Genomic DNA, 13,533 nt, shown 5'->3' on the forward strand with positions numbered 1-13,533 from the left:
GTCTCCCCGGTCTGCTCGCAGATCTGCTTGGCCCGCAGCGGCACGTCCGTTCTGGCCAGCAGGGCGAGCACGGGCCAGTCACCCTCCGCAGGCACCTCGCCGGTCGCCAGGTTGACCACTGGCGGGACGGGCGCGGACAGATCGTCCGGATTCGCATCCCCGGAGAGGGACGACTCGAACTGCAGCACTGGAGAGATGTGTTCGCCACCCAGAGTGGCCAGGGTCTCCCGGGTGATCTCCAGCCGGGACAGCTCGTCCTCGGCAGCCGCGATCTGCACGTTCAGCGCGGCCAGCTCGCCCTGCAACCTCTCCACCCGGACCCGGGCCGCTTCCTCACGCTCCTTCAGCAACGCGAACAGCTCCTGCTCCACCCGTGCCTCCCGGATGCCGTCGACGCTGACGCTGTGCTTGCCGAGAATGTCATCCGCCCTGGTCGGAGGCCTACACCGGACCTCACAGTCGTCGGCCGCGGTCGCTCGAGTCGGCGCTCTCGCGTTGCCGGTGGTCCACGCGTCATGATGACCGATCGTGCTGCTACGACTGGCCTACCTCGGTGTGACGAATGCGTTCGCGGTGCTGCGTCTGCTGCCGGTGAGCGACCGGGACAAAGATGTAGAGATCCTCGCCCTGCGCCATCAGATCGCGGTCCTGGAACGCCAACTCGGCAAGAGAAAGGTCCGGTTCAGCTCAAGCGACCGGGCGTTCCTGGCGGCGCTGCTACACCGCATGCCGTTACCCGCCCTGCGGCGTGTGCGGCTGCTCGTGCGTCCTGACACGGTGCTGCGCTGGCATCGCGACCTCGTCACACGCCACCATGCCGCGTTATCGCGACCCCAGCGACCTGGTCGACCTCGTACGGTGCGCTCCATCCGGATTCTGGTGCTGCGTCTGGCGAGGGAGAACCCACAGTGGGGGTACAGGCGTCTGCACGGTGAGCTGCTCGTGCTGGGAGTGAAGGTGGGCGCCTCCACTGTCTGGGAAATCCTGAAGGAGGCAGGCATCGACCCGGCGCCCGAGCGGAACGCCAGTACCTGGGCCAACTTCCTTCGCAACCAGGCTGATGCCCTGCTGGCCTGCGACTTCATGGAAAAAGTCGCCCTGTCGGGGATACGGATGTACGTGCTCGTGGTGATCGAACACGGCAGTCGCCGGATCCGCGTCCTAGGCGCCACCACGCATCCGAACGCATCCTGGGTAGCGCAAGCGGCGAAGAACCTCGTCACGGACCTTGAAGACCTCGGCTGCCGGGCACGGTTCATGATCCGGGACAGGGACGGGAAGTTCCCCGAACTGTTCGATGCCGTCCTCAAGGACGCAGGGATCGACGTCGTCCTCAGCGGCATCCAGATGCCAAGGATGAACTCGATCATGGAAAGGTGGATACAGACCTGTCGCCGCGAGCTCCTGGACCGGACGTTGATCTGGAACCAGCGGCATCTCCTCCACACCCTGCGCGAGTTCGAGCAGTTCTACAACGGACACCGACCACACCAGGGCATCGCAAACGCCAGACCGCTGCACCCCTTGCCCCCGCCAATCGACGATCCGGACACGTTAGCCCGCCTCGACATACGCCGACACGATCGCCTCGGCGGCATCCTCCACGAATACCAACACGCGGCGTGACCTGCACGGACGAGGTTTCCGGCAAGGGCAGGGAGGAACCCTTCTGCTGTCGGGACGTCAGTTCACATTTGCAGCTGCATACATGAGGTTGATGCGCATGCCGCCCCAGAGCCACCAGTAGGGACGGCAATCCGTCCACGGTCGTCCGGAGGAAGGCCATGAGGCGTTGTCCGCCACGGCGTACCGCGCCGTGGCGCATGCTCAACCCTGCTCTTCGTACTCGACGTGCAGCGTCCGGGCGAGGTGGGCGCGGTACGCCACGGCCGCGGCATCCGACTCGTGACGGGAGACCACGATGGCCGGGTATCCGGAATGGTCCGGGTAGGGGAGCAGCAGTTCGCCGGGACCCACGGTCTGCACCACGTAGTCCACCTGCGGGTCGTTACGCACCGAGTCCAAGCCGTGTACCTGCTTCATCCGTCCTCCGCTGCCGACCGGCACCTCATAGACCGCCACGTGACCGACCAGTGCCGGCTCCTCACGCCAGCAGAGCGGTTCCCGGCCGAGGTGGATGCGCAGCGCCTCGGCGGCCAGGTCGATCCCGGTGCTGAAGTGGACGAGGTGGTGCGTAAAGCCCCCGCCGCCGAGGCGCGCGCCCATCTCCAGCAGCACCGGCCGCACCCCACCGACCAGCCGCAGTTCGGTATGCGTGGTGCCTTCCGTGATGCCGAAGGCGTCGTGGGCGCCGATCACCTCCGCCTCGATCGCGGTGAGTATCTCGGTGGGCAGTTGGGCGGGGGCCCTAAACATGGTCTCCTCGAAGTAGGGTCCCGCCAGTTCCCCCTTCCAGCTGATGCCACAGACCCGTACCTGCCCGTGGTGCACGAGGGATTCGGCGGAGACCTCCGGCCCGTCCAGGTACTCCTCGACCAACACACCGGTTTCCGGGGTCGGTCCGTCGGCGACCCCCAGGTGGTGAGTTTCGATGAGCTTCCATGTGCGGGCCACGGCCTGCTCAAGGCTGTCCTTGTCATCCACACGGATCACACCGAGGCTGGAGTGGCCGTTCGCCGGCTTGACCACGACGGGGAACCGCAAGGTCAGCGCGTCGGTCCAGCCGTCCGGATCCTCGATGACCACGAAGCCGGGCACGCCCAGACCCGCCTCCAGCAGGTGATGGCGCATGCTGCGCTTGTCGCGCACCACGGCCGCCGCCTCCTCGGTCAGGCCCGTGAGGCCCAGCTCCCGAGCGGCGCGCGCCACGAACGGCACGACCCTCTCGTTGCCCGCCATGATTCCGTCGAAGGGCTCCCGCCGGTAGCGGTCGGCGAGCGCGGACAGCGCACCTTCCGGGTCTTCGTCGATGTCCAGTGGCAGCAGTTCGACCACCGCGTCGGCCCGCCCAGCGGACTCCGCCGAGTCGTCCCCCCTGGGGACGAGGATCAGGTCGATACCGGCGCGCTTGGCTGCTTCGAACACCCAGGGGAACACGGACAACTGACCGACGAGGACGAGTTTCGGGCGCTGCGGCATGACGGTTCTCCAAGGTTAGGTTGCTTGGGCGGGTTCGGACAAAGCGCGTCGGCCGGTACAGTCCTGCGTGGGGTCATCCCGGCGATCACGGAGCCGCGGAACACACAGGTGGCGTATGTCTCCACGTTTCGTGTGAATTCCTCGAACCGCACCGGGGTGTGGCCCAGCGCGGTGATCAGCCTGCGGAAAGAGTCACGCTCCTCTTCCAAGCCTTTGCGGACGCTGCTGACAAAGATTCTCACGCTACGGTGTCTCCACTGCTGAAAGCTTCGCTTCCGAGCTTGACGTTCGACCTCGATTGGCTGAAGCGTGCTGCGCGCACCAAGCGCTGGAGGCGCGCGGCACGACGGGCACGGTTGTACTGGAGCCATGACCGTCATGAGGAGCACATGACCGGCGCGCTGCTCGGTCGCGCCGCGAACGGGCTTATCCCAGGCTCCCATTCGTAGGAGAACCGGCCGTTCACGCACGGGTGCTGCACGCGCAGCAGGTATCTCTCCGCCAGTTCCTCCAGCAGGTTCTCTGCCTGCTGCTCGCTGATCCCCAGGACCGCCGCGGCGATCGTTGGTGTGAGCCGGTCGGGGACGCCGGGCGACAGCAGTGCGTACGCCAGGGACCGTAGTTCGGCGGGCAGCGTCGCGAACGTCCGGTCGAAGCCGGCCCGTACGTCCAGCGGATCGCTGTCGGTGTCACCCGACGCGATAACCCAGGCGGTGGCCTGGCGGGCCGTCCAATGCGGGCGGCGGCGCAACTGCGCGGCGAGCGCGAAGAGCACGCCCGGCAGGCCCCGGCTGAGCCGGGTCAGCCGTCGCAGCCCTTCCGGGTCCATGGTGATGCGGTGTCTCGGCACGGAGGACTCCAGCAGGTGCAGCGAGTCGTCGAAGGAGAGTCCGGTCAGTTCGACATGGGCCGCCGACGAGGACACGAACAGTCGCTGTCGGCTGCCCATCAGCACGCCGCAGCCCGCGCCGGACGGCAGGAGCGGCGTCAGGTCCCGTACGTCGCACACGTCGTCGAGCACCACCAGGACACGGAGCTCGGCGGTCCAGGTACGGAACAACAGGCTCAGGTCGGTCGTGCTCAGCCGCAACTGCTCTTCGGTCGCGCCGAGTCCGAGGAGGAACGAGCGGAGGATCTCGGCTGGCCGCACCCGCCGGCCGGCGCCGTCCCGAAGGCGCGCGTAGAGCCGTCCGTCCGGATAGTGGCGGCTCGCCTTGTGCGCGGCGTGCAGGCACAGCTCGCTCTTGCCCGTGCCGGGGGCACCGCCCACGATCACGAGCGGCCGGTCCTGGCGCCCCTGGCCGGCCAGCACCGCAGTGATGCGCGCCAGCTGGTCGGCGCGTCCGGTCAGTCGCTCGCGCGGGGCAGGCAGATGGCGGGGCACACGCGTGGCGGCGGTCACGGCCGTGAGCCGACCGGCGGGATGCAGCAGCGCCTCGTCCGACATGAGCATGGCCGTGTGCAGGGCCTTGAGCTGGGGCGAAGGGTCAAGACCCAGCTCGGCGGCGATGTGCTCGCGCGCCCGCCGGTAGACCTGGAGCGCTTCCACCCGCCGGTCCATGCGGTAGAGGGCCGTCATCAGATTGCCCTGGGCCCGCTCGTCCGTCGGTTCCCGGCCGGCCATCGCCGCGAGTTCGCCAAACACCTCGTGGTGCCGGCCGAGGCGCAGGTCGGCTTCGATCCGCAGGTGGTAGGCGCTGGTACGCGACTCCTTGAGCCGGTCCGCCTCGGCCTGCAGCACGGGCCCCTTGCGCACGTCCACCAGGGCGTCGTCGCGCCACATCCGCAGCGCCGCGGCGGCCGTGTCGCGGGCCCGGGCGAAGTGCTCGTCACCGAACTCGGCGCGGGCACGGGCGAGCAACGGCTCGCACCGGAAGACATCCACGTGGTCGGCGGGCAGCGACAATTGGTAGCCGCCGTCGACCGTGGCGAGCAGCGGCCCGGTCGCGCGCACCGCGCCACCGCGCCGCGGGTTGCCCAGCGAGAACCTCTTCCTGAGCTGGTACACGTACGTCTGCAACGCGGTGTGTGCGCTGGCGGGCGGGTCGCCTTCCCACAGCTCGTCCATGAGGTACTCGAAGGGCACCACCCGGCCCGCGTTCAGCACGAGCATTGCCAGTGTCTGACGTACTTTCTGGGCGGCCGGTGCCATGTCGACGCCGTCATCGTCCCCGAAGGCCTGGAGAGGCCCCAGAAGATTGATTCTCATGAGATTCGCCCTAATTCATGTTCGTTCGGTCCCCGTCGGGCACGGTGATGGCGCCACCGCGCGGCCGGTCCGGGCCGGCGGTGAAGAGGTGCTAGGCCGCCCGGTGTCAGGAGTTTCCGGACCCGGCTGTGGCGGCCAGGGTGGGGTGGTGGCGGGCCACAATGTCGGGGAAGGAGCGGATCAGCCCCTTCATCACGTTGTCGCCGTAGAGGGCGAACAACGGGTTGCCGGCGACGTCGATGACTCCGTCGGCGCCCTCGACGTAGGGGCTGGGCAGTGGCTGCATTGTGGCGTCGAGCCGGGGATTGAAGAAGAAGGGAATGGAGTAGCGGTTGACGCCGGGGGCGGGCCGGACCACCCGGTGAAGGGTGGCGCGTACGTAGCCCCTTGTCGCCACCTCCAGCAGCTCTCCGAGGTTGACCACGAACGCCCCGGGGATCAACGGCACGTCGATGAACCGGCCCTCCTCGACTGCGACCTGAAGGCCGCCGTTGTCGTCCTGGACGAGGAGGGTCAGGAGCCCGAGGTCGTTGTGGATGCCGGTGCCCTGGCCGGGGCCGGTGTCCTCGCTCGTCTCCGTGGGGCCGGGGTAGTGCAGGAGTTTGAGGTGGATCTGGGGGTCCGGGGCGACCACGTCGTCCAGGAATCCGGCGGGGGCGGCCAGCGATTCGAGCATCAGCCGCAGCAACTGATGGGACAGTTCGCTCAGCCGGGTGATCCAGGACTCGATGGCCGGACGCAGCTCGGGCATCGCCTTCGGCCACTCGTTCGGGCCGATCAGGCACCGGTAGGCGGGGTCGTCGGGCGCGGGTGTGCGCACGGGCTGCTCCGGCCCGATGTCCAGCTGCCGGCGCTGGTCGGGGATGCCCTTGGTGTGTTCGCGGCCGAGTTCGGAGTAGCCGCGGAACAGGGGCGAGTCGAGGATGTTCAGCGCGAGCCGGTCGGGCTCGGGGAGGGCGAAGAACCGGCGGGTCAGTTCGAGCATGTCCTCGGCGTCCTCGACTCCGTGGCCGACGAGCTGGAAGAAGCCGACCTCGTGGATAGCCCGGCGCATCCGGTCCAGGAACTCCGCGCGGGTCTCCGGCGAACCGGCGGCGTCACGGAGGTCGAGCACGGGCAAGCGGTCGGTCATGTCAACTCCTGCTCATCACTGGCCTGGTAGGTCGTCGGGTCGCTCACGCCGGCGTCCCGGAACGCTTCCCGCCGCTCGGTGCAGGCGGCGCACCGCCCGCACTGCTGGGCGTCGCCCCTGAAGCAGCTCCAGGTCTCGGTCCAGGGGACGCCGAGCTTCTCGCCGAGCGACACGACGTCGCTCTTGCGGAGTCTGACCAGGGGCGCGGTCAGGTCCAGGTCCGGGTGTGCGTAGCCGCGGGTGGCGATCCGTTCCATGGCGAGGAAGGAGTCGATGAACGCGGCGTTGCTGTCGGGCGCGGCTTGGAGGTCGTCGACGACGCCTACGGCCACCGCCTCCGCCTTCTGGGCAACGGCGACCGCGAACGCGACGGACAGCAGGAGGGCATTGCGGTTGGGCACGACGTTCGGACTTCCGCCGGACGTGCCGGTTCCGTGGTCGGGCACGTCGACGGTCGGGTCGGTGAGCGAGGACCCGCTCAGGAGCCTGCCGACGGGGCTGAGGTCGACGACCTCGTGCGGCACCCCGAGCCTTCGAGCCGCCTTCGCGGCGAACTCGTGCTCGACGAGATGACGCTGGCCGTAGTTGACGGACAACAGGTGAAGGGCGTGTCCTTCCGCGTGGAGGTGGTACGCCATGGTGACCGAGTCCAGGCCTCCGGACACGATCGCGACAGTTTTCGGCATACGTCGCCTTTCGGTAAACGAAGGGGATGAAGAATCAGGGCAGGTGCACTGAGCTCCGGGTAAGCGGTGGTCGTCACGCCGCCGACGTGGCAGGGACGCTCAGCCGGTCCGTCCGGTGGCCCTTGCGGTAGGTCAGCTCGACCTCGGGCCGCGCACCGTCCAGCTTCGTGGTGATGGTGCGCTCGTCGCTCCATCCGACCAGGCGGTACTCGTCGCCGCCGAGTGCCACCAGCGGGAAGAGGTGGTCCTGGGGAGAGCGGACAGCGAGGCCCCTGCTGGTGTCCTCGATGCTGAACGAGGCCTGCGGCTGCGGGCCGGTGAGCGACCCGAACACCTCGGTCTCCAGAAGGTGTTCCGGTGCCTCGAACGAACACCGAGCGGCTTTGCGCTCCTGCTCGGTAGTGGTCAGGGCCGGACGGTTGCAGAGCACGTCCGAGCTGTTGAAGTAGTCGGCCCATTCCGCAGGGAAGAGTTCCGCGAGTTCCCGGGTGACCAGCACGTCCACGACGAGATGGACGCGGTGCTCGGTACCGACGTTCTGGATCTGGTGCTTGCGGCTGAAGTCGCCGAACCAGAACTCACCGGGCTGCCAGCGGTGGATCGCTCCGTCGAGGTCGAGGAATGCCTCTTCCTGGGTGATGACGGGCATGTGCAGCCGGGCCATACCCCAGTCCGGGGCGAACTTGGGGTCGGAGTGGGGGTATCCGATGACTCCGGGGCCGAGATCCATGAAGCGGGCGGCGTACAGGGGGCCCGGGATCGAGCGCAGGGTCTCGCGCACGTACGGCATGTGGTCCAGCCACTCGGTGTCGGCGAACTCCACGCTGCCGGGACCGCCCGGGTCGGTACGTGTCTTGTCGCCGCCGGGGCTGCGCACCGCGAGGCAGCGCCAGTCCTGCTCGGCCCACCTGGACACACGTCCGTTGGTGTACGAGCTCTGCTCGTCCCACAGGTGGTCGCGGGCCGTCATGAGGTCGGCCAACAGCCGGTCGGCGTCGAGCGTGGGGAGCAGCCGCACCGCTTCCGCGGGCGTCGAGGACTCCTGTGCGTTCATAATGATTCTTTCCTGACGAGGGGACGGAGTTCCTGGGTGCGCCTGGAGCGGCGACTGTTGTCACGCACGGAGCAGGTCGAACAGCTCGCTCCGAAGGCCGGGGTCCGTGCCGAACTCGCCGCGGTACGCGGTCGATGTCATCTGCGCGGGGGCCTTGATGCCGCGCATCGACATGCACAGGTGCTCGCCCTTCGCGATGACCGCGACGTCCGGGGTGCCGGACCGGGTGCTGATCTCCAGCGCGATCTGGTCCACGAGACGCTCCTGGACCTGCAGCCGGTGCGCGTACTGGTGGGCGACCCGGGCGAACTTCGACAGGCCGAGCAGTTGCCCCGCAGGTCGGTAGGCGATGGTCACGGAGCAGTTGAACGGCAGGAGATGGTGCTCACACAGCGACCACACCTGGATGTCCGAGACGACGACGAGCTGACTCGTGCCGATGGACTCGAAGAGTGTGCCGAGGGAACCCGGCTCGTAGTTGATGAACTCGCGCCACCAGCGGGCGAACCGCGCGGGTGTGTCGCGCAGTCCGTCGCGGTTCGGGTCCTCGCCGATCTCTTCCAGCAACTGACGGGCGAGCCCGACCAGCGGGTCCTCGGTCGTCACCGGCGCCGACGGGTCAACGACGCGGTCCACTTTTGTCACCGTCATGCGGTCATCTCTCTTCTGGCTTCGGAATGATGGATGTCACGGCCGGTATTCGGCCCATGTCTTGGGGGTTTCCGAGACACGTACGCAGGTCAGTTCGGGAAGCTCCGTGGACCAGGTCTTGTAGATCCAGGCGGCCATGTGCTCGGCCGTCGGATTGTTATCCATCACATCGTTCAGATGCCGATGGTCCAGGTAATTGTCGAGCCACACCTTGAATGCGGACAGTTCTCCGTAGTCCCGGACGAAGCCCACGGGCAACAGATCTGCGTCCTCGGCTCCGAGTTCCAGCTCGATCACATAGTTGTGTCCGTGCAAGCGGGCACACTGATGCTCGGGTGCGAGGCCGGCGAGCTGATGGCTGGCCGAGAATTCGAATTTTTTCGTGATGTGAAAGGTCATCGATTCGAGTTCCGTTCTTGTTTGCGCGCTGTTGCTCATACGCCGCGTGTGTCGTCCCACAACAAGGTGTGCAGTCGGGTCGTCAGATTCCAGCCGCGCTCCACCACTGCGTCGGCCAACTCACCCATGTGTTTGGTGACATCGTCAGCGGTCCGCCCGATCGGCATGATCCACACCGAGGTCAGGTCGAAAGCCTCGACCAGCTCGGCCACCTCATCGAGATCGCGATGGTTCTGGCAGACGAATTTGAAGGTGCTGCTTGGCAGTGCCGAGAGACTGGCGAGAGCGTCGGGGACGATCCTGCGTTTCAGGGAGTCGCCCGAGTGCGACAGCTTCGGTGAGACGTTGAATCGGACGCCGGCGGACACGAGTTCGGGGTGCGCGGCATGTGTGCCGTTCGTCTCGATCTCGATCTCTTTGCCGCGTTCGGTCAGTGCTGCCACCAGAGGAACAAGCCGCTCCTGCTGGCCCAGGGGCTCGCCGCCGGAGATCACGATGAGGTCGGTCCCGAACTTCAGCAGTTCCGCGAGGACGTCGTCGACCGGGCGGCGGTGCAGTTCCTTGCGCGGATCGTGGGCGACTCCGGTGTCACCGACTCCGGTCCAGTCCCACGTGTAGGGCGTATCGCACCACGAGCACGACAGATTGCACCCGCCGAGCCGCAAAAATGCGCACCTGCGCCCCATCGACCGACCCTCGCCCTGGACGGTCGGACCGAAGATTTCGTTGACTACGAGATCCTGCTTCATGGGTGCCCCGTTCCCTAAGAATCGGACGGAGCGACGGCCGCCGGTTTCTGCGCCTGCACGATGAACCAGTGCCGGCGCAGCCGGACGCGCTGGTCAACGGTCGCCGCATCGACATATCGCTCGAATGCTTCCTTGTCGGCTGCCGGGTCATAGTCCTCAAGAATCGGCACCTGCTGCAGAAACGTGTCGAGATCGCCGGGCGAGTGGTAGAACTCCTCGAACCGGAAAGACTGACTGTTCGTCACGACGAGGCCGACGGCGAAGAGTTCTCGCGCGACCTGCTCTGCCAGTGGCCGACCGTTCCAGCTTCCAAAGTCCTGGCCGCGACCGAACGTCTCCTTCAGCTCGCGCGCGTCCTGCTCCCCGATGCCCATGTACACCACGGATCCACCGGGGCAGAGCACCCGCTCGAATTCGCCGACGATCAGCGGGCCGCGGCGGGAGGTGACCACGTCGGTGGTCCCGTCGGGCAGCCCGGTGTGGGTCGCGTCGCGCAGCTCGAACGCGACGTGCGACAGGCCTGCCTCTTCTCGGTATCGCTCGGCAACCTCCAGCATCGACGGCGACAGATCGATGCCGGTCACGGCGCCGTAAGCCGAAGAGGTCTGCAGCAGTCGGCGCCCGTCGGCGCAGCCGACATCCAGCAGCCGGGCCTGCGGCGCCCCCAGTGCGGCCACCAGTTCGTCGAAGACGGCGTCCGGACGGCCGTCGGGAAATACGTCGGTGCTCTGCGCATCGCTGAAGTAGCCACCGAACCGCTCGGCCACCCGGGAGTAGAACTCCGCGTCCATCGTCATCGGCCGTGCACCTTCCCCTGAGCCACGGTCGAAAAGAACTCCGGCAGCGCACACACCGGTTGCCCCCTCTTCCGCACAATTTCACTGACATGATCTGCGGCTGCCATTTCGAACCACTCCTTGACCATCATTTACATGTCGCTTCCTGGTGGGAAGTAGGCACTTCGAAGTGCGTAAGGCACCCGCGGGTGAGAGGAAAGGTCCATGGCAACGATGACGGCAGCCCAGCAGAGGGCACAGGCCAAGGTGGAGTACGACGCCTTCCTGGCGGTCTGCCCCAGCCACAAGCTGCTCGACCGGGTCTCCGACAAGTGGGTCACGCTGATCCTGGCCGCGCTCGGCAACGGCGGCGGCTCGCATCAGCCAGGCGCCGACTGCGCCGGCGAGCCCCGGTCGATGCGCTACTCGGAGCTGCTGCGCCTGCTGGCCGGCGTCAGCCAGAAAATGCTCACCCAAACGCTGCGCTCCCTGGAGCGCGACGGTTTGATCACCCGCACCGCGACGCCGACCGTGCCGGTCACGGTGGCCTACGAGCTGACCGATCTCGGCCTGTCACTGCACGAAATGATGCGCGGCTTCAAGACCTGGGCCGAGGAGCACATGGACGATGTGCTCGCCAACCGCGAGACCTACGACACCCGGCTCGCCTGAACCACAAGGGCAAGACGTGGCCCGTTGTCATTTCAGGCATTGGCCTGATCAGGGTTGCCGGTCGCCGGGAACAGTCTGCGCGTAGGAGGCCGCGCAGACAGGCGGGGTTCATGGGCGGCGCTTCGGGCGCTCGTCCCAGCGATGGGTGGTCCAGGCCCGGCGGATCAGGCTGCGGACGGTGATAATCGTGTCTGCGAGATCGAAGAAGGCGTTGATGACAGTCGCGCGGCGTTCGTAGCAGCGGGCGAGGCGGTGGAAGGCGTTCTGCCAGGCGTGTGTGCGCTCCACGTGCCACCGTCGGCTGGCCTGGATCGGCGCCTCCTCGCCCCTGTGCACAATGCGGCCGTGCAGGTGGCGGGCGGTGAGTTCGATGCGGGTCTTGTCCGAGTCGTAGCCGGCTTCCAGGTGGACGGTGATGTCGTCGGGCAGCGACCCGAGGTCCTCCAGCAGGTCCAGGGTCGGGGCGAGCAGCGGGGAGTCGTGGCGGTTCGCTCCGGCGAGGATTCTGCCGAGTGGGATTCCGTAACCATCCGTCATACCCGAGCGTTTGAGGCCTCGTTTGCCGCGGTCGACCGGTGATCGTCCGGCGACCTCGCCGCCGCCGGGGGCCTTGGTGATCGCGCCGTCGACGGCAATCTGGTCGAGCTCCAGCCCGATGATCCGGTCGTAGGACTCCAACGCGATCTGGTTGAGCCGGGTGAAGACGCCGAGGGCGATCTACTCGTCGCGGCGGTTGCGGATGGTGGTCGCCGAGCAGGCAGACGTCGACAGTGAAACCGAGTTCCGCGAGCCGGGCCCGCTCGGCGGCCACGCCCGCCCGGACCACTTCGGCGTCGATCTCGGGGAACGCCGCCCGCGACGAGGCCGAGTCGTCCACCAGCGCGGGATCGAGTCCGACAGTGAGCATGGACGGGGACATGCCGTGACCTCCTGTGCATTTGCCTGTGCATTTGCCTTTTCCGGACTGAGAGTAGGCACCGGAGCAGCCATACGGGCATCCCACACTTCTGGGGTATCGTTCGGCCGGTGAGTTCCCCGGTGGCCCGGCGCGAGACCGTGCGCGACATCGAGGCGATCTGCCGTCTCGACCTCGACTCCCGGGAGCTGCGACGCCGGATCGCCGAGCGGCTGACGCGGCTCGTCCCGGCCGACTCCTACTGTTTCGGCACGATCGACCCCACCACGTTGCTGATCACCGACGACGTGAGTGCCGGGCTCACGCCGGCCGCGGCCGCAGCAGCCGCGCACAACGAGTACCTGGTGGACGACGTACTGAAGTGGGCGGCGCTCGCCCGCTCCGAGGTGTCTGCAGGCACGCTCGGTGCGGCCACCGGCGGTGACCCGGAGTCCAGCCACCGGTACCGGGCCGTGCTCCCGATGATCGACGCGCGGCACGAGCTGCGGGCGAGCTTCGTGGTGGACCGCCAGTGCTGGGGCGCCATCGTCCTGTTCGGCGGCGGTGGGCGGCCCGACTTCACCCCGGCCGACGTCGACGTTCTGCGGCGGCTGTCCGCCCCGGTGGCTGCGGCCCTGCGCCGGGCCGTCCACCGGGCACCCGCCGACGCCGCTCCCGGCCCGGCCGAGGCAGGTGTGCTCCTGCTCGATCAGGACTTGCGGCTGCTCTCGGAGAATCCGGCCGCGAAACTCTGGCGGGACGAACTGGCCTCGTCCGGGTCGGAGCTGCCCATCGCGGTCCTGGACGCCGCCGCGCGAGGGAGAGGCGCGGCGCTGCCGGCCTACGGGCGGATCCGCGGCCGGTCGGGCCGGTGGCTCTCGGTCCACGCCTCGCCGATGAGCGGTGGCCCGTACCCGGCGCCCCTCGCCGTGACGGTGCACCCGGCGCCGGCCGCCGACGTGGCCGAGGTGCTGCTGCTCGCGTACGGGCTCACGCCGCGCGAGCGGGACGTCCTGGAGCGGGTCGTCGCCGGCCTGCCCTCGCGGGCCATCGCCATGGAACTGCATATCACCGCAGCCACCGTGCAGGACCACCTGAAGAGCGTCTTCGCGAAGGCCGGTGTCCGCAGCCGACGCGAACTCGTAGCGACCATGCTGGACTTGTGAGCGGACCGTTTTCACGGTTCCGCTTGCCGCGATCCAACTCGTCTG

14 protein-coding genes and 1 pseudogene are annotated in these 13,533 nt (G+C 67.8%); 3 read left to right on the forward strand and 12 right to left on the reverse strand.

Going from position 1 to position 13,533, the window contains the following annotated elements; all coding sequences use genetic code 11:
- Window positions 1-371, reverse strand: a 371-nt coding sequence (locus ACWGJY_RS36230; protein WP_453265152.1) for a hypothetical protein, incomplete at its 3' end; no start/stop codon positions are given.
- Between the two features lie 157 nt (window positions 372-528).
- Here ACWGJY_RS36230 and ACWGJY_RS36235 point away from each other — a divergent pair.
- The gene (locus ACWGJY_RS36235; protein WP_453265153.1) at window positions 529-1,626 is read left to right on the forward strand and encodes an integrase core domain-containing protein; all 1,098 of its coding nucleotides are present in this window, start codon (window positions 529-531) and stop codon (window positions 1,624-1,626) included.
- A 201-nt stretch (window positions 1,627-1,827) separates the two neighbouring features.
- Here ACWGJY_RS36235 and ACWGJY_RS36240 read toward each other — a convergent pair whose 3' ends face one another.
- The 10 genes from ACWGJY_RS36240 to ACWGJY_RS36285 form a co-directional block, all read right to left on the reverse strand.
- A complete protein-coding gene (locus ACWGJY_RS36240) occupies window positions 1,828-3,099 on the reverse strand; it encodes an ATP-grasp domain-containing protein (protein WP_453265154.1) in 1,272 nt (423 codons plus the stop codon).
- The gene (locus tag ACWGJY_RS36245) at window positions 3,009-3,542 is read right to left on the reverse strand and encodes a DUF4062 domain-containing protein (protein WP_453265155.1); all 534 of its coding nucleotides are present in this window, start codon (window positions 3,540-3,542) and stop codon (window positions 3,009-3,011) included. Before ACWGJY_RS36245 ends, ACWGJY_RS36240 begins: the two co-directional genes overlap by 91 nt.
- Window positions 3,476-5,308 carry a BTAD domain-containing putative transcriptional regulator gene (locus tag ACWGJY_RS36250; protein WP_453265156.1) on the reverse strand — a complete coding sequence of 611 codons (1,833 nt, stop codon included), beginning with the start codon at window positions 5,306-5,308 and terminating at the stop codon, window positions 3,476-3,478. The genes ACWGJY_RS36245 and ACWGJY_RS36250 overlap by 67 nt, the downstream gene beginning before the upstream one ends.
- A gap of 106 nt (window positions 5,309-5,414) precedes the next feature.
- Entirely contained in the window at window positions 5,415-6,440 is a 1,026-nt protein-coding gene (locus tag ACWGJY_RS36255; protein WP_453265157.1) for an isopenicillin N synthase family dioxygenase, read from the reverse strand.
- Entirely contained in the window at window positions 6,437-7,126 is a 690-nt protein-coding gene (locus tag ACWGJY_RS36260; protein ID WP_453265158.1) for a 7-cyano-7-deazaguanine synthase, read from the reverse strand. Before ACWGJY_RS36260 ends, ACWGJY_RS36255 begins: the two co-directional genes overlap by 4 nt.
- A 73-nt stretch (window positions 7,127-7,199) precedes the next feature.
- On the reverse strand, window positions 7,200-8,180 hold the full coding sequence (locus tag ACWGJY_RS36265) for an aspartyl/asparaginyl beta-hydroxylase domain-containing protein (RefSeq protein ID WP_453265159.1): 981 nt from the start codon (window positions 8,178-8,180) through the stop codon (window positions 7,200-7,202).
- A 60-nt stretch (window positions 8,181-8,240) separates the two neighbouring features.
- Window positions 8,241-8,831, reverse strand: a complete 591-nt coding sequence (gene folE / locus ACWGJY_RS36270) for a GTP cyclohydrolase I (RefSeq protein WP_453265160.1) — start codon at window positions 8,829-8,831, stop codon at window positions 8,241-8,243.
- Between the two features lie 36 nt (window positions 8,832-8,867).
- Window positions 8,868-9,269: a 6-pyruvoyl trahydropterin synthase family protein gene (locus ACWGJY_RS36275; RefSeq protein ID WP_453265161.1), complete on the reverse strand. Its 402-nt coding sequence runs from the start codon at window positions 9,267-9,269 to the stop codon at window positions 8,868-8,870.
- On the reverse strand, window positions 9,266-9,979 hold the full coding sequence (locus ACWGJY_RS36280) for a 7-carboxy-7-deazaguanine synthase QueE (RefSeq protein WP_453265162.1): 714 nt from the start codon (window positions 9,977-9,979) through the stop codon (window positions 9,266-9,268). Before ACWGJY_RS36280 ends, ACWGJY_RS36275 begins: the two co-directional genes overlap by 4 nt.
- Before the next feature lie 14 nt (window positions 9,980-9,993).
- Window positions 9,994-10,776, reverse strand: coding sequence for a class I SAM-dependent methyltransferase (locus ACWGJY_RS36285; protein ID WP_453265163.1), 783 nt, complete (start codon window positions 10,774-10,776; stop codon window positions 9,994-9,996).
- Window positions 10,777-10,980: 204 nt separating this feature from the next.
- Between ACWGJY_RS36285 and ACWGJY_RS36290 the strand changes: the two genes are divergently transcribed.
- Window positions 10,981-11,427 carry a winged helix-turn-helix transcriptional regulator gene (locus tag ACWGJY_RS36290; protein ID WP_453265164.1) on the forward strand — a complete coding sequence of 149 codons (447 nt, stop codon included), beginning with the start codon at window positions 10,981-10,983 and terminating at the stop codon, window positions 11,425-11,427.
- A gap of 108 nt (window positions 11,428-11,535) precedes the next feature.
- Here ACWGJY_RS36290 and ACWGJY_RS36295 read toward each other — a convergent pair.
- Window positions 11,536-12,189, reverse strand: a pseudogene (locus ACWGJY_RS36295) (IS5 family transposase); the annotation flags it as partial.
- Between the two features lie 264 nt (window positions 12,190-12,453).
- Here ACWGJY_RS36295 and ACWGJY_RS36300 point away from each other — a divergent pair.
- Window positions 12,454-13,488, forward strand: a complete 1,035-nt coding sequence (locus tag ACWGJY_RS36300; protein ID WP_453265165.1) for a helix-turn-helix transcriptional regulator — start codon at window positions 12,454-12,456, stop codon at window positions 13,486-13,488.
- Window positions 13,489-13,533 lie beyond the last annotated feature (45 nt).

It is taken from the genome of Streptomyces sp. NPDC054765, from assembly GCF_053612065.1.